The following is a 17,952-nucleotide window of genomic DNA, read 5'->3' as shown; positions in this document are numbered from 1 at the left end:
ATTAACTCACTTTGCTGATCGTCGTGCGACGACGGATGGATCACGGTGTGCGGGGGCATTCCGCGTTCCATCGGCGAAGAGTTGGTTCACGTGCCGGGCTGGGCGATGTCGTGGGGGGATCGCCCAGCCGACGGCGTGTGGACGCCTCAGCGGCCGATGGCTGGCGGTGCGTACCGGTGCTCTGGACGCCCGGTGGTCCCGTACCGCAGCTGTGTCGTCAGGAGCCCTCGAGCGGCCAGCGCGGAGAGATACCGTTGCGCCGTCGCGCGTGAGACGCCGACCAGCTCGGCCACTTCGGCGGCCGAGCGCTCTCCGTCCGCCTCCGACACCGCTTCGAGGACTGCTGTCTCCGTCGCGGATCTCGACCGGGTCGTCGCCCCGGCGTCGCCGGAGTGCAGGATGCGCAGGGCGCGCTCGATCCTCTCCTGGTCGGCGTTCACCGCCTCGTCGAGGACGTTGCGGAATCGGGCGTAGGCGGCGAGCCGGTCCTGGAGCACCTGGGGCGCGAACGGCTTCACCAGATACCCGAGGGCTCCCGCACGAAGCGCTCGGCGCACGGACGCACCGTCCGACGCTGCGGAGACGACGATGGTGTCGATCGGGAGGTCCACGAGGAGCTCGAGCCCGTTCCGATCGGGAAGGTAGCCGTCGAGGAGCACGAGGTCGGGCGGCTCGGCGGCGATGGTCCGTGCGGCCTCGGCAGCAGACCCGACAGGACTGAGCGCACGGAACCCGTCGACCTCGTCGACGATCCGGCAGTGTAGGCGGGCGACGTGGAAGTCATCGTCGACGACCAGCACGGTGAGATCGGCCGCCATCATCCGTCTCCCGCCATGGACGGCGCCGCTACGACGGTCCCGGGGAGCCGCGCGCAGAAGACCGCTCCGTGTTCGCCGCGGACGCCGGGAGACGCCAACCAGACGTCCCCTCCTCGACGACGGGCGATGTCGCGTGAGAGCGGCAGACCGAACCCGTGGCCGTGGACGTCGTCCAGAGCGCCGTGGTCGCTGGTCGGGGAGGCGGGTGGAGCGTCGTCCTGGCCGGTCGCCACGACGCCGTCGCCCGAGTCCATCACGGAGCAGTGCAGCTCGGTGCCGTGGTCGAGGACCTCGACCTCCACCCAGGCCGGTCGGACCCGGCCCGCGACGGCCGCGTTCACCGCATTGTCGAGCAGGTTGCCGAGGACGGTGGTCACGTCCTCAGGATCGCACAGGGAGCCGGTGACGAGGGTCTCGGAGCCGATGGTCACGAGCACCCCGCGTTCCGCGGCTTCGACGCCCTTCGCGCCGAGGAAGGCCTGGAGGTAGGGCTCGGTGAGTCGGTCCGCGTGTTGCACCGGGTACTTCAGCGGTCCATGGTCGAGCACGTTGGCGAGATAGTCGCGGGCCTCGGCGTCCTGCCCGGTCTCGAGGAGTCCGGAGATCGCGTGCAACCGGTTCGCGAACTCGTGCCGCTGCGCGCGGAGGGCGGTCGTCATCGTCGCGACCGCGTCGAGCCGGCGGGTGAGCGCCTCGACGTCGGTACGGTCGCGGACGACGACCACCCGCCCGAGGTCGACGCCGTCCTGGGACACGGGCCGGACGTCGACGAACAGGACGCGGGACCCGACGACGAGCTGGGCCGAGGTCGGCGATGCGGCGTCGTCCACGACGAGGTCCACCAGTGGGTCGGGCAGGTCGAGGTCGTCGAACCGGCGCCCGACGACCGAGCCGATGTCGAGGAGCCTGGCCGCCTGATCGGTGCACACCGTCACGACGCCGTCCGGCGAGACACCGAGGACGCCTTCGCCGACCCCGCCGAGGACGGCAGCCTGGTTCTGCACGAGCGCGGCGAGTTCCTCCGGTCCGAGGCCGAGGGTCAGCCGCCGCAGCCGGCGCCGGATGAGCATCGAAGCGACCAGGCCGATCGTCAGCGCGAGGAGCGCTGCGCCCGCGACCAGCATGGTCTCGCCCACGACGTCGGCGAACACGCGCTGCGGGGCGAACCCGACGCTGATCTCGCCGACGACCTCGCCGGCGCCGGACGAGACCACGGCCCCACCGGTGTCGGAGGACTCGGCGGCGAAGACGGGCACCTTGGCGCGCGCGGACGGGCCGAGGGTGCCGGTCTCCCACGAGACCGACTCCGTACCGGCCAAGGCCGCTTCCGCGCTGGTGCTCACCCGGAGCCCGAGCTGGTCGGGGTCGGGGTGCGCCAGACGGATCCCGCGCTCGTCGGTGATGACCACGAAGAGCGCCCCGGTCCGTGCGCCGACCTCACGGCCGAGCTCCTGCAGGGGGCCGGTCCGGAGGCCGGCCGCCGTCGGCGTCCCCGGGGTACGTGCCTCGAGCGTCACGGCGGTGCGGACGTCGGGATCGCTCGCGACACTCTGGGCGATCGCGAGGGCGGTGGACTGGGCCTCCTGCACGAGGCGCTCGCTGCTCATCCAGGCGAACACGCCCGTGCACACGGCGACGACCGCGATGACGACGACCAGCTGCAGCACGAGCACCTGCGCCGCGAAGCTGGAGCGCCCGCCCCGTCGTCGACCTGGCCGCTCCGCTTCGTCGCCGATCATGGCTCCGATCGTACGTCGCCGGGGCGATGGGCGGCGTCGACTGCGTGATGAGCAGAATGCGCAGAAGGCCGTGTAACCCGCAGATCCGAGCCGAATGCCCACAAGCGAGACAGCTCCGTGCCGCTCCCGTACGGTTCCGGGAACGCCCGCCGCGCTCGGTCCATCGCCCGTGTCGCCGCGCCGCGTCCCGTCGTGCACACCGCGGTGCACGCAGACGAAGGAGTCGACATGCTGGTCATTCTCGGATTCGCGATGATCCTCACCTTCATGGTGCTGATCATGACGAAGCGCCTCACCCCGATGGTGGCGCTCATCATCGTCCCCACGGTCTTCGGGCTGTTCGCCGGCGCCGGACTCGGGCTCGGCGACATGGTCATCGAGGCGATCGGCAGCCTCGCTCCGACCGCCGCCCTGTTGATGTTCGCGATCATGTACTTCGGGATCATGATCGACGTCGGGCTCTTCGACCCGCTCGTCCGGTTCATCGTCCGTGCGCTGGGCAATGACCCGGCGAAGATCGTCGTCGGTACGGCGCTCCTGGCGGGCGCGGTGTCACTCGACGGCGACGGGTCGACGACCTTCATCGTGACGACCGCCGCGATGCTGCCGATCTACCTACGGCTCGGCATGAACCCGGTCGTCCTCACCTGCGTCGCCGGGCTCGCGAACGGCACGCTCAACATCGTCCCGTGGGGTGGGCCGACCGTCCGAGCCGCCTCGGCCCTGGGCGTCTCGCCGACCGAGATCTTCGTCCCGATGCTGCCGTCGCTCGCCGCCGGCCTCGTCCTCGTGTTCGCCTTCGCCTGGTTCCTGGGACTGGGGGAGCGCAAGCGCCTCGCGGGCGTCGACCTCCTCGGCGACGGCGCCTCCGGCGTCGCCGCACCGGGTTCGGGTTCCGGGCCCGCCGACCACCCGCTCACCGGCGGCATGTCGACGACCTTCTCGACCAGTGCCCGTGGGCGCCTCGCGACCCTCGTCCGCCCTGACGACACGGCCATGGCCGACACGATGCTCGACCCCGAGCGCGACACCCTGCGCCCGCGACTCATCTGGGTCAACCTCGTGCTCACGGTCGCGGTCATGACGCTGCTCGTGCTCGACCTCGTGCCGTTGCCCTACGTGTTCATGGTCGGCACCGCCATCGCCCTCCTGGTGAACTTCCCGCGGCTCGCGCAGCAGTCCAAGGAGATCGTCGCCCACGCCCCGAGCATCGTCGGCGTCGTCTCGATGGTGCTCGCGGCCGGTGTGCTGATCGGCGTCCTCAACGGGACCGGCATGGTCACCGCGATGGCCGATTGGATCGTCGACATCATCCCGACGGAGCTCGGTCCGTTCCTCGCGGTCATCACCGGGGTGCTCAGCATCCCGATGACGTTCTTCATGAGCAACGACGCGTTCTACTTCGGCATCCTGCCGGTGCTGGCCGAGAGCGCCTCGACCTTCGGCATCGAGCCGGTCGAGATGGCGCGGGCGTCGATCACCGGTCAGCCGGTCCACCTGCAGAGCCCGCTCGTGCCGGCCATCCTCCTGCTCGTCTCGCTCGCCAGCGTGAACCTCGGCGACCACCACAAGAAGGTCCTGTGGCGCGCCGCGATCGTCTCGCTCGTGATGCTCGTCGTCGGCGTGCTCGTGGGCACCATCCCGTTCGGCTGACACCGGCGGGCGCCGAGGCTCAACGCGTGGTCGTCCAGTCGAGGTTGACGATGTCGCCGATGTAGATGTCGAGTCCGAAGCCGGGGATCGACGGGTTCATGCGGAGCAACTGCTGCTGCGGCAGGTCGAAGCGCTGCGCGATGTCGAAGAACACGTCGCCGGCGACCACCGTGTAACTGATCGGATTGCCATCGGCGTCCGAGACGACCGGGCCGAGCGCGCCGTCCCTCGGCCCGAGGTCGAACGCGGGGCCCTCCGGAATCGGTTCCGCCGGTTCCGCCGGCGCGTTCGGCACGATCGGCGCCGGTTCAGGAGGCAGCGCGTCGCGCGCAGTGGAGGTGGGCACCGGGGCGACCGAGGGCGACGGGTCCGGCTGCTGGGTGACGACGACCGTCACCGGAGGCGGGGCCGGCTCCGAGACGCAGCCGCTGAGGGCGAGGAGACCGACGACACCGATCGCGAGGGTCCGGACGTGCGACAGCGCACGTCGACGTCCGGTCGATTCCTTCGGCCCCACAACGCATCCCCCCAGGATGGACCGGGCCCTCAGCGCGGTCGGCGGGGCTCGGTCGAACCCTCAGCCTACGGCGAGGCGCCGCGAGTCCGAGCAGGGCTACCCCCGAAATCCCGAGCGCCGGAGGCCCTCCAGTAGGCTGCTGGAACGCGCATCGAAGGAGAGCCATGACGGAGCAGGACATCGACCGGACCGGAACGGGAACCCCAGCGGCAGGCCAGTCCACCGGCTTGCGATGGGGCATCCTCGGCCCCGCCGGCGTCGCGAAGAGCTTCACCGCCGACCTCCGACGGCACGGCTTCGACGTCCGGGCCGTCGCCTCGCGATCCGCCGAGACCGCAGCCGCGTTCGCCGCCGAGTTCGACATCCCGAACGTCCACGTGGGGTACGAGGCGCTCGCCGCCGACCCCGAGGTCGACGTGATCTACATCGCGACCCCGCACCCGTTCCACGCCGAGCAGGCGGTGCTGGCGCTCGACGCCGGGAAGCACGTCCTCATCGAGAAGCCCTTCACCCTCAACGCCGCCGAGGCGCAGGCAGTCGTGGCGCTCGCCGCGGAGCGCGGTCTGGTCGTCCTCGAGGCGATGTGGACCCGGTTCCTCCCGCACATGGTCCGGCTCCGCGAGCTGCTTGCCGACGGCGTCATCGGGCAGCCGCGCAGCCTCGTCGCCGATCACACCCAGCTGCTCTCGGACGACCCGGAGCACCGCATGAACAAGCTCGAGCTGGGCGGCGGCGCGCTGCTCGACCTCGGCGTGTACCCGGTCTCCTTCGCGTCGTCCGTCTTCGGGACCCCGACGACGATCCAGGCCACGGCCGCGCTCCGCGACACGGGGGCGGACATGCAGGTCGCGACCCTCTTCGGCTACGCGGACGGCCAGGTGGCGAACACCCTGTCGGCGAGCAACACCGTCGGCCCGAACCGCGCGGCCATCGTCGGGACCGACGGCTGGATCGAGTTCGACCGCGTCTGGTACACGGCGACGACCTTCCGGGTGTTCGGCACCGACGGCGAGGTCGTGGAGACCTACCGTTCCGAAGTGGACGGCCGCGGCATGCACTTCCAGGCGTGGGAGCTCGAACGGCTCGCCTCCGAGGGCCGCCTCTCCGGTGACATCATGCCGCTCGCCGAGACGGTTGCGATCATGGAGACCCTCGATGAGGTCAGGCGCCAGATCGGCGTCCGGTACCCGGGCGAGTGACCCGAGGCATCTGAACACGCGGGTCGAGACCGCTCCGTCGTGCCCGAGCGCCCTCGTGCAACTCGATGGCGTCGCTGTAGTGCCCGATCAGCGCGCTGCTGACGCTCTTCCAGCTGCGCGGCAGGACGCCTGCCCGAGCCGCGGCACCGAACGCCGCCCGCTTCACCTCGTCGCCCACGAGGTCCTGGACGAACCCGCGCAGCTGGTCGAGCCTGCCGGGTTCGTAGAGCCACCCGGTGCGGCTCGAGTCCACGAGGTCGACCGGCCCACCTCGACCGGTCGCGACGACGGGTACGCCGGAGGCCATCGCCTCCTGGATGGTCTGGCAGAAGGTCTCCGACTCGCCGGGGTGGACGAACACGTCCAGTCCCGCCATCGCGACCGCCAGCTCCTCGCCGCCCAGGAATCCGGTGAAGACCGCGTTCGGCAGCCGCTGTTCGAGCGAGGCACGCAGTGGCCCCTCGCCGACGATGACGAGCTTGACGCCCGGGAGCCCACCGAGCACCGCGAGGTCCTCGACCTGCTTCTCGGCCGCGAGCCGACCGACGTAGCCCACGATCCGTTCGCCGCCGGGAGCGACGGAACGACGCCAGGCCTCGCTGCGCCGCTCCGGGGAGAACCGCACGGCGTCGACGCCGCGCACCCACAGGCGGACCCGCGGGATGGCGTGCGCCTCCAGCTGAGCGATCGACTGCCGTGACGGCGCGAGCGTGAGCGTCGACCGGCCGTGGAGGCGCTCGACGTGCTGCCACAGCAACGCTTCGGCGACCGGGAACCCGTACCGTCCGGCGTAGGCCGGGATGTCGGTCTGGTACACGGCGACGGTCGGGACGCCCAGGCGCTCGGCGGCCTGGACACCGCGCCAGCCGAGGACGAACGGCGAGGCCAGGTGCACCACGTCGGGGCGGAAGCCGCGGAGGAGCTCGGTGATCCGGCCGACTCCGCCGGCGGCGACCCGCACGTTCCGGTAGCGGGGGAGCGGGATCGACGGGACGCCGTCCACCCGGAAGCCCTCGTGGAGCCGCGGCGTCGAGGCTCCGGCGCCGGGGGCGATGACGAGCACCTCGTCCCCTCGATCCGCGAAGTGCTCCATGATGCGGAGCAGGGAGTGGGTGACGCCGTTCATCTGCGGCAGGAACGACTCGGTCACGATTGCGATCCTCACACCCATGATGCTCCGCGTCGTACGGGTCGCAGCGGTGCCCGGCGGGCGACGTGTCGGTGACCATCGGGTGACATCGCGGTGCCGCACGATGAGGCGCAGCCTGCTTTACTTATCGCATGAGTGCTGGTGGATTCGGAAGCGGCGGCGGGATCGCGTCGGAGCGGATCGAATCCTTCTCGTACACCCCGGCGCGGCGGCTCCGGCCGAACGCGAAGGTCCTGCCGGAACACGCCCGTGGTCATAACCGGGCGCTCGTCCTCCAGACCCTCTTCGCCAGCGGTGCCATGAGTCGGGCCGACATCGCCCGCGCCACCGGCCTGACCCGGGTGAGTATCTCCGACCTCGTCGCCTCGCTCATCGCGGACAACCTCATCGTCGAGGTCGGCCTCCGCGAGACCTCTCGCCCGGGCAAGCCCGCCACGCTCATCGACATCAACCGCGACGAGTTCCAGATCGTCGGCCTCGACCTCTCCGACACCGAGGTGTTCAGAGGTGCTGTGCTGACCCTCGACGGCGAGGTCGTGACGATGCTCGAGGTACCGCTCGACGGCGCCACGGGGGCGGACGCGATCGCGAAGGCCGTCGCGCTCGCCGCAGACCTCGTCGAGGAGGCGACGGTCGAGGTGCTGGGCATCGGGGTCGGTTCGCCCGGCGTCGTCGACATGACCGGCACGGTCCGGAGCGCCCCGAACCTCGGCTGGACCGACGTCGACCTCCAGGGGGCGATCGAGCAGGTCGCCCAGGTGCCGGTCCTCGTCGCGAACGACGCCAACGCCGCGGTGCTCGCGGAGTACAGCTTCGGCGGGGCGGACGGCGACCTCATGCTCGTAAGCGTCGGGAACGGCGTCGGGGCGGGGCTGCTCGTGGGCGGCCATCCGCTCTTCGGGAGCCGGTTCGCCGCCGGTGAGATCGGCCACGTGGTCGTCGGCACCGACGGCGGGCCGCTGTGCGCCTGCGGGAAGCGGGGGTGTCTCGAGGCCTGGCTGGCCGTGCCGCACCTGCGCGAGCTCCTCGCGGCGGCCGAGGCGAGCGATCTTCCCGCCGCGGAGGTCGAGCAGCGTCGCGAGGAGATCCTGCGCGCGGCAGGGGAGCGCCTCGGTGTCTCGCTCGCCGCGATCGTCGGTGCGCTGAACCTGTCGGAGATCGTGGTGAGCGGCCCGGAGGAGTTGCTCGCCGGCGTGCTCCTCGACGCGGCGATCGAGACCGTGCGGGCGCGCACGATGACCGAGTTCCACGGCGGCGTGCAGATCCGGATGAGCGAGCAGGGCGCCGACATCGTCCTGCGCGGCACCGCGGTGATGGTGCTCTCCGGCCTCCTCGGCGTCTCCTGACCCTCGGACGACGCGCGCGTCGCACATTTCCTCGGCGGACTCGGCGAAAAACCGCACCGCTTCCCGGTGTTTCCACTACCGGGCACGTATGGTGCAAGTGTGTGGCGGCTAGAGAAGAGACGGGATGACGGCGACGTGACGTCCGGAGTCGAACGGGAAGCAGCGGAGGCGCAACTCCGCGAGGGTCCCGTGGCGGCATCGGCAGGCGTGGTCGACACGGCGCTGCACGCCTGGCGTCAGCAGCTCAGCACGGTCGGCGGCCCCTCGCCGCTGCTCCACTTCGTGGACGCACCGACGACCCGGGTGGAGCTCAGCTCGACGCATCCCGGTGGTCTGCCCCAGTTCATCTCGGGCAAGTCGACGTTGCTGTCGAACCTCATCCGCGACGAGATCGCGCTCCGCGGTGCGAAGCGCGCCGCCGACCGCATCACGACGAAGGGCATCGAGCTCTCCACCGTCCGCGGCATCGACGCCGTCCACCTCGCCGTCGGTCTCGCCCAGTGGACGCATCAGGGTGAGGACTTCAGCGCGCCGGTCCTGCTCCGGCCGCTGGCCATCCGCCGGTACGGTCGCGACTACGAGGTCAAGCTGCGCGGCGCCACGACCGCGAACCCGGAACTCGTCCGCGCCCTCCGCGAGCAGTTCGGCATCGTCCTCGATCCCGACGAGTTCGTCGCGCTGAGTGAATCGGGCGGGGTCTTCAAGCCGCAGCCCGTCATCGACCGCCTCCGCTCGCTCGCCGCCGGGCTCGAGTGGTTCACCGTCCAGCCGCGTCTGCTCGTCTCCTCGTTCGCCGCCGTCGGTCACTCCCTGCTCGACGACGCCGCCAAGCTCGACCACCCGATCCTCGACGCCGTCGCCGGCGACGAGGGTGCCGTCGGTCTCGTGCGCAGCAGCTTCACGCCCGTCGACGCGCCGGGCCAGGACGACCGCCCGCCGTCGACCGACACCCTCCTGCTCGACGCGGACGTCGAGCAGGAGAACGTCATCGCGCAGATCGGTGCCGGCAACTCGCTCGTCGTCACGACGCTTCCGGGCACGGGCGGCACGCAGACCATCGTGAACGCGATCGGCGTGCTCGCGTCGCAGCACAAGCGTGTCCTCGTCGTCAGCCCCCGCCGCTCCACGCTCGAGGGCATCCGCCACCGCCTGACCAAGGTCGGTCTGCCCGGTCTGTGCGCGTCGCCGTCGACCCTCCGCCGCGACCTCATCCAGGCGATCACGCGCAACGAGCGCGCGATCCCGCCGCAGGTCGGCGAGGTCGACGACGCACTCGTCCGGCTGCGTCGGGTCCTCATCGACTACCGCACCTCGCTGCAGGCGAAGGACCCGGACCTGCGGGTCTCGGTCATCGAAGCGCTCGAAGCACTCTCGAAGCTCTCCAAGCTGCCGCACCCTCCGGGAACCCTGGTCCGGCTCGACCGCCAGACGCTCGTCGGGCTCGCCGCAGGCCGCTCCCGCGCGGCGGAGGCGCTCGAAGGCGCGGCCGCCCTCGGCGAGTTCCGCTACGGTCCGGGCGACTCGCCCTGGTACGGCGCGTCGTTCGACACGACCGCGGAAGCCCAGGAGACCCACGACCTCGCCAAGCGCCTGCACCGTAAGGACCTGCCGCAGCTCCTGGAGCGCGCGTACGGCCTCATCGGGCAGACGCAGATGCGGCCGTTCGAGTCCATCGACGAGCTGGGCATCTACCTGCGACTCCTCGCGGACATCCGGGAGACGCTCGACCGCTTCCAGCCCGACGTCTTCGACCGGTCGCTCGCCGACCTGATCGTCGCGACGAGCCCGCGGAAGGACTCCGCCGCGATGTCGTCGGCGAGCCGCCGGCGACTCAAGGCCCTGGCCAAGGAGTACCTGCGGCCCGGCGCACACGTGCCCGACATGAACGCCGCCCTCCGTCGGATCCAGCAGCAGCGCACCCTGTGGCAGCGCTACGTGACGACCGGCGCGCCGCCCGAGGTGCCGCTCGGCATCGCGGACGTCGAGCAGGCGTACCAGACGGTCGCCGCGAAGCTCGAGCTGGTCGACCAGCCGCTCGGTATCGCCGACACTCCCGACCGCCTCGGACGCCTCGCGATCCCGAGTCTCGTCCGCACGATCTCCGAGCTCGCCGCCGAGTCCGAGGTCCTCCACAACCTCCAGGAGCGCACCGCGATCCTCGCCGGCCTGCGCGAGCAGGGTCTCGGCGAGCTCATCATCGACCTCTCACAGCGACACGTGCCGCGGACGCGCCTCGCCGACGAGCTCGAGCTCGCCTGGTGGCAGTCGATGCTCGAACTCGTGCTCACCGAGGACCGCGGTCTGCTCGGCGCGAACACGAGCGTCGTCGAACGTCTGGAGTCCGACTTCCGGCTGGTGGACGAGGCGCACGCCTCCGCCTCCGGGCAGCTCCTCGCCTCGCTGCTGGCCGACACCTGGAAGATCGGTCTCGTCGACCACGCCACCGAGGGCATGGCGCTCCGTTCGCTCCTCAAGCGCGATCGACCGCTCCGAGCGGCCGAGCTCGAGCAGGCGGCCCCCACGTTGTCCCGTGTCCTCGCGCCGGTATGGCTCGTCTCGCCGTACGAGGTGCCGCGCATCCCCGAGAGCGCGTCCTTCGACGCCGTCTTCCTCGTCGACGCGGGGGCGACGCTCCTCGCCGAGAACGTGGACGCCATCCGTCGTGCGCGTCAGGTCGTCGCCTTCGGTGACCCCGTCACGCAGAGTCCGTCGCCCTTCGAGATCCGTCTGACGGATCAGGAGGCGACCCCCGAGCAGCACGCCGACATCGCCGAACTGCACCGTGAGTCGGCGCTCGAACAGCTGAGCTCCGTCCTGCCGACCCTCATGCTCACGCGCTCCTACCGCGCGGGAGGCGAAGACCTCGCAGAACTCGTCAACGAGCGGTTCTACGGTGGCCAGATCGACTCCCTGCCGTGGGCGGGTTCGTTCCTGGGCCACGGCAGCCTGAGCCTCGATTACGTGCCCGGCGGGCTCGGCATGCCCGACCCGGTCACCGGAGCGGTGGAGAGTGTCGACGTCGAGGTCGAACGAGTGGTGGAACTCGTCCTCGAGCACGCCTCGAACCGTCCGAAGGAATCCCTGATGGTCGTGACCGCGAGCGACAAGCACGCGGTCCGGGTCCAGCAGGCGGTCCTCGCAGCGTTCTCCCGTCGGGCCGACCTCTCCGACTTCCTCCTCCGCGAGCGGGCGGAACCGTTCACCGTGCTGACGCTCGAGCAGTCCGTGGCCGAGAGCCGCGACCGTGTCATCTTCTCGATCGGGTACGGCCTGACGCCGCACGGGCGGGTCCTGTCCGACTTCGGCGCGCTGGGTCAGCCCGGCGGCGACCGGCTGCTCGCGGTCGGTATGACGCGCGCGCGGCGGTCCATGGTGATCGTCTCGTGTGTCCGCCCCGAGGACCTCGACCAGAACCGGATCCAGCACGGCATCCTCGCGCTCGCACGCATCCTCACGGACACGTCGCGCCGCGCCTCCGAGGATCAGGCGACGCACGAGGCAGAGCCGATGCTTGTCGACCTCGCGACGCGCCTCGAGACGCTCGGGATGCGGGTCGACATGGGCTACCGCGGCAAGCTCGCCCTGGTCGCCTCGTGGGGTGGCCGAGCCGTGGTCGTCGAGTGCGACGAGGAACTGGGTGACGCGAGCCTCCGTGAATCGCTGCGGCTCCGCCCCGACGTCCTGCGCCGCCTCGGCTGGCACTACGTCCGCGTGCACAGCTTCGACCTCTTCGCCGATGCCGAGGCGGTCGCGCAGCGTGTGGCCGGTGTGCTCGGGCTCAACACGACCGAGCACCTCGACACCGCGCCGATCGCCGTGCAGGTCCCGCGCCACTGATGGTCGGACACTGATCATGCAGGACGATCAGGAGCCACGGATCGTCCGCCCCCGAGGATCGAGGCGGGCGATCCGCCCCGGTGCTCCCGGAACGGATCCCGCGCCGCAGCTGCCGGCCGATCCCGTCAAGGCGGCGGAGGACACCGACGCCGCCTGGGGCGGCACCGCCAAACCCGCCGGCGGCGGTGGCAACGACGACGAGCTGCAACGCAACGTCCCGCCCCACTGGTGAGCGGGACGGGACGTCGGTGCTGCTGGACGAGCCGGACTAGCGGCCGTCGGTCGTGTCGTCGCGTGCGGGCGGCAGCGGAGCGCTCGTGCCCGTCTTCAGCACGTCGCGGATCTCGGTGAGGAGCGACAGCTCGCTCGGTGCTGCCGGCTCATCGGCGACGGTCGGCTTCGTCGTGATGCGCTTGAAGTGGTTCATCGGCAGCACGATGACGAAGTAGACGACGGCGGCGACGAGCACGAACTGGATCGCCGCGCCGAGGAACGCACCGAACTGCAGATCGGCCGTCTTCCCATCGAGGGTCGGGATCGAGACGACGAAGGCTTCCTTCAAGCTCTCCGCCTTGAAGAGTGCCCCGAGCAGCGGGTTGAAGATGTTCTCGACGAGCGAGTTGACGATGGCGGTGAACGCGGCCCCGATCACGACGGCCACGGCCAGGTCGATCACGTTGCCGCGGAGGATGAACTCCTTGAAGCCTTTGAGCATGGGGTCTCCCTGAGGATCGGGATGGGCAGGACCCTGGCTACGCTACCGGCTCAGGACGCGGCGCTCCCGGCGGAGGCCGGTGTGGCGCTGGAGCCGGAGCCTGAGCTGGAGGAGCCGCCCGAGGAGGAGGATCCGCCCTTGGCGTCCGAGGAGGACGAGCTCGACGACCCCTCCGAGGACTTCGAGGAGGCAGGGATGGAGCTCGAGCCCTTGCCGGCACCGGCGCGGGAGTCCGTGCGGTAGAAGCCGGAGCCGTTGAACGTGACACCGACCGCGCTGAACAGCTTGCGCAGCTTGCCGGAGCACGCCGGGCACTCGGTGAGGGAGTCGTCGGTGAAGGACTGCTGGACGTCGAAGGCGTTGCCGCACTCGGTGCAGCGGTAGGCGTAGGTGGGCACGGGGTCTCCTGGGATGTGGTGGGTCGGCGCGCTCAGCGGCGCGGTCTGACCTGGTCGAAGTCGAGGATGCGGCTCGGGGTCACGGCACCGCCGACGGGTTCGTCGTGGATCTCGCTCGGGACCTCGTCGAGGATCTCGGTGTCGTACAGCACGGCGTAGACGGGCGGGCAGCGCTCCATCGAGCCGAGCGTCTTGTCGAAGTACCCGCGACCCCAGCCCATGCGCATGCCGTGGGCGTCGACGGCGGCCGCGGGGACGAGGATGAGGTCGACGTCGTTGATCGCGATGGGACCGAGGGTGGTACCCACGACCTCGGGGGTGCCGGCGAAGCCCACCGTCTCGATGCCTTCCTCGCCGATCGTCCAGTCGAGGAGCCCGTCGGTGCGGGTGATGGGGAACAGGATGCGGATGCCCGCCTCCTGCGCCCACTGGAGGAAGGGACGGGTGTCGGGCTCGCTCGGGGAGGAGAGGTAGCAGGCGATGGAGGTCGCGCCGAAGCGGGAGACGAGGGCTCGGAGGTTGTCCGTCAGGCCGGTGGTCGACCGCTCCTTCTCCAGGGAGGTGAGCAGCTCCCGCCGCTCACGGAGCTCGGCGCGCAGCGCTCGTTTCTCGTGTTCGGCGGGGCTCGTCATGCGACCCATTCTAAACGGCTCGTCGTCGCGCCCGGCTCGTTGCCCGACCTCATAGCCGACATCCGTCGCCTCGTCCAGGGGTTCAGGGGATTTCACCCTCGATCGAGGGGGTATTCGGCGACTTCCCCGGCTCCACACGATAGGTTTTCCCTCATGACCACTCGTGTTACCAAAGCAGTCATCCCCGCAGCAGGTCTCGGCACCCGGTTCCTTCCGGCGACGAAGGCCCTGCCGAAGGAGATGCTCCCCGTCGTCGACAAGCCGGCCATCCAGTACGTCGTCGAGGAGGCCGTCAGCGCCGGGCTCGCCGATGTGCTCATGATCATCGGCCGCAACAAGAACGCCCTCGCCAACCACTTCGACCGCGTGACCGAGCTCGAGCTCAACCTCGCGAAGAAGGGCGACACCCAGCGCCTCGAGAAGGTCAACGAGTCGAGTGAGCTCGCCGACATCCACTTCCTGCGCCAGGGAGACCCGAAGGGCCTCGGCCACGCCGTCCTGCGGGCCAAGCGCCACGTCGGCCACGAGCCCTTCGCCGTGCTCCTCGGCGACGACCTCATCGACGCCCGCGACGTCCTCCTCGAGCGCATGCTCGACGAGCAGGACAAGCGCAACGCGACGATCATCGCTCTCATGGAGGTCGACCCCGATTCGATCCACATGTACGGTGCAGCAGCCGTCGAGGCCACCGACGACCCCGACGTCGTCCGGGTGACCGGGCTCGTCGAGAAGCCCGCGAAGGAGGACGCCCCGTCCAACCTCGCCATCATCGGCCGCTACGTACTGAAGCCCGAGGTGTTCGAGATCCTCGAGCGCACCGAGCCGGGCAAGGGTGGCGAGATCCAGCTGACCGACGCGCTCCAGGAGATGGCCGCCGACGTCGAAGGCACGGGCGGCGTCTACGGCGTCATCTTCCGCGGCCGTCGTTACGACACGGGCGACCGCCTCGACTACATCAAGGCGATCGTGCAGCTCGCCGTCGACCGCGAAGACCTCGGTCCCGAGCTGCGTCCGTGGCTCAAGGGCTTCGCCGGGAACCTGGACTGAGTCCACCCGACGACACACCACGCGCCCCGGGTCCGCAGCTGCGGATCTCGGGGCGCGATGCTGTCGACGACGTGGTGTCGGTGCATCGGTGAGCGCTCCACTAGGCTCACCACAGAACGCGAGAGGGGGTGGCACGGTGGCGCAGGTCGTACCCGTTCTGAGCAGTGGGCGAGTGAGCATCCGGCCGATCAAGGTCCGTGACGCGAGGCCGCTCGAGCGCGAGCTCGCGGAGAACCGACCCTGGTTGCGCCGCTGGGAGGCGACGAGCCCCTACGGCCCGGTCCCGGCCGACAGCCGTGCGGCGATCCGGTCGCTGCAGAACCACGCACGCTCGGGCGCAGGCCTCCCGTTCGTCATCGAGGTCGACGGGGAGTTCGCCGGCCAGCTCAACGTCTCCGGCATCACCTACGGATCGCTGGCCTCGGCGTCGATCGGCTACTGGGTCTCCCAGCGGTTCGCGGGTCTCGGTGCCACACCGATCGCGACCGCCCTGGCCACCGACCACTGCTTCACCGCCCTGCAGCTCCATCGTCTGGAGATCTGCATCCGGCCCGAGAACGCTCCGAGCCTGCGGGTCGTCGAGAAGCTCGGGTTCCGGTACGAGGGACTGCGGCGCCGCTTCATCCACATCGACGGCGACTGGCGTGACCACTTCTGTTTCGGCCTCGTCCGCGAAGAAGTCCCGGGCGGCGTCCTGAACCGGTGGTTGGACGGTCAGGTCCCGAAGGACGCGTGCGTGATCCCCGAGGCCGACCGTCTTGCGGCCGCGTCGCCGTTCCCCACCCGCTGACCCGGTAGCCGTTTTCCCCCTCCATCCGGGGACACACCCGACGACTGCCCGTCTCCGGTCGTTGCACCCGCTACGGTCAGGGACATGGACGGCGGATTCCTGAGCGGTGGGGTGATCATTCTGGTCGCAGCGATGCTGTGGCTGGTGTACCTGGTGCCGTCGTGGGTGCGTGACAGTCAGTTCTCCGCCAGCGAGCGCAACGCGATCCGGCTGCAGCAGACGCTCCGTGTGCTCGCCGAGACGGCTGAGGTCCCGGAGGCCGTCCGGCTCGAGGCGACGTCGCGTGAGGTCGCCGCGCAGCGCAAGCTCCTCAAGCAGCTCGAGGCCAGGACGAAGGCGACGGCCGAGGCCGCGGCGCGCGTCGAACTCGCCGAAGCCGACCGGATCCGCCGCGAGGAGGAGGCCAGGGCCGTGCAGGCCGAAGCCGCCGCCCGTGCCGCGGAGGATGCTCGTCGTGCGGCCGCTGCCGCAGCCCGTGCCGTGCAGCGCAACGCCCGAGCGGCGAAGCTCGCGCGAAGCCGTCGTCGCTCCAGACTGCTCGCGACCACCGTGTTGGTCGCCTCCATCATCGGGTTCTGCTCCGGCGTGACCGCGTTCCTCGCGGGTGGCGGTCTCGTCCTCGGTATCTCGTCCACAGTCGTCGGTCTGCTCGCGCTCTCTGCGCTCTCCCGGATGTCGCGCATCGCCCACCGTGCCGTCGCGCCGGTACCGGCGGTCGCTGTTACGACCAGGCGTGTCGAGTCGGCGCTCTTCGAGTACAACGAGCCCGTCAAGGCGGCGTCGCAGGCGCAGACGTGGACCCCGACGTCCATCCCGAAGCCGCTCCACCTCTCCGAGGGCTCCTCGGCTGCCGCTGAGCTGGCGAAGGCCGACGCCTACGATCGCCTGCGCCAGGCGGCCATGCAGGAGGCCATCGCCTCCCGCGCCGAGCGTCTCGCGCCGGTCGTACCGACGATCGTCCGTCGTCCGGAGCCCGTCGCCGCTCCGCAGCCCGAGCGCGTCGAACCGCAGCCGGCCCCGAGCCGTTTCGCCTCGATGGGTGTCATCGACGAGGGCGAGATCGCTGCCGGCGGCTCCACACTGCTGCAGCGTCGCCGCGCCGCGGGCTGAGTCCCGACCGCGCCCGTCCGGTCGTTCATGAACCGGTCACCGGCGACGGATAGACTCGTCGAGGGGGTTCGTCGCTCGGTTCTCGTCGACGCCCTGGAACGCGAAAGGTGACCATGGGCGTGTGGCGGAAGAGCCGGCGGAAGCCGATGAAGCCCTACGTCGCGCCCCCTGAGGTGGCTCCGCCGCCGGTCGAGCACGCGGTCGAGGAAGGCCTCCTCATCGCGCGGTCCTGGACCGTGGTCGAGGTCACGAACTGGATCATCGAGCGCGCACTCCGCGACGGCGCGTCCTACGACGCCGAGGCGACGCAGGCGGCTGTCCGGCGTGAGCTGGGGCGCATGGCCGACGAGCAGGAGGAGTACGCCGACCTCGCACGGGAGGCGCGCCAGACGGCGTTCCAGCGTCGGGGGAGTGCGCGTCACCAGCACGACTACCGTGCAGGCGACCTGAGTGCCCTGTCCCGTCGCCGCGAGGTGTACTCAGGGCTCGCCGCCGAACTCCGACGGGTGAGCAAGGACGAGGAGTTCGTCGCGGCGATCGCGGAATCCGCTCGTGAGCGTGCGTGGGGCGACCTGGAGCGCGCCATCCAGGCGAAGCTCGACCGGGTCCTCGACGAGCCGGTCGTCGACGAGCACTATCGGCGTGCCCGGAGCCAGCGGCTCCGCTGGTTCCGCGATCTCGACCTCGCTGCCCTCATCGCCGCCAATCCGAAGGACGGCAGCATGCCGGTCGACGACGGCCCGAACCCCTACGAGGACTAGCGCGGCCGGTTCGAAACGGCTCGCCGGTTCTGCTAGCCTGGACGAGTAGTTGGGCCCATGGCGCAGTCCGGTAGCGCACCTCGTTCGCATCGAGGGGGTCAGGGGTTCGAATCCCCTTGGGTCCACCAGCTGCAACGACAACCCCGCACCTCACGGTGCGGGGTTGTCGCGTTTCCGGGCGTCGGCGGCGCCCGCGTCCTGTACGGTCAGGGGCACGGCGCCGCTTCGGTTCCCGTGAAC

16 protein-coding genes and 1 tRNA gene are annotated in these 17,952 nt (G+C 70.5%); 10 read left to right on the top strand and 7 right to left on the bottom strand.

The window, feature by feature from the left end; genetic code table 11:
* Positions 1-146: 146 nt before the first annotated feature.
* Complete coding sequence (locus ACQ3HE_RS05095) at positions 147-818, bottom strand: response regulator (RefSeq protein ID WP_430891567.1); 672 nt, start codon at positions 816-818, stop codon at positions 147-149.
* Complete coding sequence (locus ACQ3HE_RS05090) at positions 818-2,557, bottom strand: sensor histidine kinase (RefSeq protein WP_430891565.1); 1,740 nt, start codon at positions 2,555-2,557, stop codon at positions 818-820. The genes ACQ3HE_RS05095 and ACQ3HE_RS05090 overlap by 1 nt, the downstream gene beginning before the upstream one ends.
* 228 nt (positions 2,558-2,785) lie before the next feature.
* Here ACQ3HE_RS05090 and ACQ3HE_RS05085 point away from each other — a divergent pair, with 228 nt between their 5' ends.
* A complete protein-coding gene (locus ACQ3HE_RS05085) occupies positions 2,786-4,210 on the top strand; it encodes a CitMHS family transporter (protein ID WP_124768902.1) in 1,425 nt (474 codons plus the stop codon).
* Positions 4,211-4,229: 19 nt separating this feature from the next.
* Here ACQ3HE_RS05085 and ACQ3HE_RS05080 read toward each other — a convergent pair whose 3' ends face one another.
* Positions 4,230-4,727, bottom strand: a complete 498-nt coding sequence (locus ACQ3HE_RS05080; protein ID WP_159878082.1) for a LysM peptidoglycan-binding domain-containing protein — start codon at positions 4,725-4,727, stop codon at positions 4,230-4,232.
* A gap of 164 nt (positions 4,728-4,891) precedes the next feature.
* On the opposite strand from ACQ3HE_RS05080, the gene ACQ3HE_RS05075 reads away from it, so the two are divergent.
* Entirely contained in the window at positions 4,892-5,926 is a 1,035-nt protein-coding gene (locus tag ACQ3HE_RS05075) for a Gfo/Idh/MocA family protein (protein ID WP_430891563.1), read from the top strand.
* Here the strand turns inward: ACQ3HE_RS05075 and ACQ3HE_RS05070 are convergent.
* A complete protein-coding gene (locus ACQ3HE_RS05070; RefSeq protein WP_426737119.1) occupies positions 5,889-7,091 on the bottom strand; it encodes a glycosyltransferase family 4 protein in 1,203 nt (400 codons plus the stop codon). The genes ACQ3HE_RS05075 and ACQ3HE_RS05070 overlap by 38 nt on opposite strands.
* A gap of 116 nt (positions 7,092-7,207) precedes the next feature.
* Here ACQ3HE_RS05070 and ACQ3HE_RS05065 point away from each other — a divergent pair, with 116 nt between their 5' ends.
* The 3 genes from ACQ3HE_RS05065 to ACQ3HE_RS05055 all read left to right on the top strand — a co-directional run bounded on the left by ACQ3HE_RS05065 (position 7,208) and on the right by ACQ3HE_RS05055 (position 12,491).
* A complete protein-coding gene (locus ACQ3HE_RS05065; protein WP_079705390.1) occupies positions 7,208-8,422 on the top strand; it encodes an ROK family transcriptional regulator in 1,215 nt (404 codons plus the stop codon).
* A 135-nt stretch (positions 8,423-8,557) separates the two neighbouring features.
* Positions 8,558-12,259, top strand: a complete 3,702-nt coding sequence (locus ACQ3HE_RS05060) for an AAA family ATPase (RefSeq protein ID WP_236555390.1) — start codon at positions 8,558-8,560, stop codon at positions 12,257-12,259.
* Between the two features lie 16 nt (positions 12,260-12,275).
* Positions 12,276-12,491, top strand: a complete 216-nt coding sequence (locus ACQ3HE_RS05055) for a hypothetical protein (protein WP_079705393.1) — start codon at positions 12,276-12,278, stop codon at positions 12,489-12,491.
* A 36-nt stretch (positions 12,492-12,527) separates the two neighbouring features.
* Here ACQ3HE_RS05055 and mscL read toward each other — a convergent pair whose 3' ends face one another.
* The 3 genes from mscL to ACQ3HE_RS05040 are packed head-to-tail and all read right to left on the bottom strand — an operon-like array spanning position 12,528 to position 14,004.
* Positions 12,528-12,974 (bottom strand): large conductance mechanosensitive channel protein MscL, encoded by a 447-nt coding sequence (gene mscL, locus ACQ3HE_RS05050; RefSeq protein WP_175116206.1) that lies wholly within the window; start codon positions 12,972-12,974, stop codon positions 12,528-12,530.
* Positions 12,975-13,024: 50 nt separating this feature from the next.
* Positions 13,025-13,372: an FmdB family zinc ribbon protein gene (locus ACQ3HE_RS05045; protein WP_430891561.1), complete on the bottom strand. Its 348-nt coding sequence runs from the start codon at positions 13,370-13,372 to the stop codon at positions 13,025-13,027.
* A gap of 32 nt (positions 13,373-13,404) precedes the next feature.
* On the bottom strand, positions 13,405-14,004 hold the full coding sequence (locus tag ACQ3HE_RS05040) for a 5-formyltetrahydrofolate cyclo-ligase (protein WP_085511023.1): 600 nt from the start codon (positions 14,002-14,004) through the stop codon (positions 13,405-13,407).
* A gap of 153 nt (positions 14,005-14,157) precedes the next feature.
* Here ACQ3HE_RS05040 and galU point away from each other — a divergent pair, with 153 nt between their 5' ends.
* The 5 genes from galU to ACQ3HE_RS05015 all read left to right on the top strand — a co-directional run bounded on the left by galU (position 14,158) and on the right by ACQ3HE_RS05015 (position 17,840).
* Positions 14,158-15,051, top strand: coding sequence for a UTP--glucose-1-phosphate uridylyltransferase GalU (gene galU / locus ACQ3HE_RS05035; RefSeq protein ID WP_124768911.1), 894 nt, complete (start codon positions 14,158-14,160; stop codon positions 15,049-15,051).
* Between the two features lie 136 nt (positions 15,052-15,187).
* Complete coding sequence (locus ACQ3HE_RS05030) at positions 15,188-15,841, top strand: GNAT family N-acetyltransferase (protein WP_430891559.1); 654 nt, start codon at positions 15,188-15,190, stop codon at positions 15,839-15,841.
* An 84-nt stretch (positions 15,842-15,925) separates the two neighbouring features.
* Positions 15,926-16,951 (top strand): hypothetical protein, encoded by a 1,026-nt coding sequence (locus tag ACQ3HE_RS05025; protein WP_121289799.1) that lies wholly within the window; start codon positions 15,926-15,928, stop codon positions 16,949-16,951.
* Positions 16,952-17,064: 113 nt separating this feature from the next.
* On the top strand, positions 17,065-17,712 hold the full coding sequence (locus ACQ3HE_RS05020) for a hypothetical protein (protein WP_079705398.1): 648 nt from the start codon (positions 17,065-17,067) through the stop codon (positions 17,710-17,712).
* A 51-nt stretch (positions 17,713-17,763) separates the two neighbouring features.
* A tRNA-Ala gene (locus ACQ3HE_RS05015) sits at positions 17,764-17,840 on the top strand.
* Positions 17,841-17,952: the final 112 nt, after the last annotated feature.

Origin of the sequence: Plantibacter auratus (assembly GCF_050587365.1) — a bacterium.
Taxonomy (GTDB): Bacteria; Actinomycetota; Actinomycetes; order Actinomycetales; family Microbacteriaceae; genus Plantibacter; species Plantibacter auratus.
Note: the sequence above shows the minus strand (reverse complement) of the source record. Positions and strands in the feature narration are given on the sequence as shown.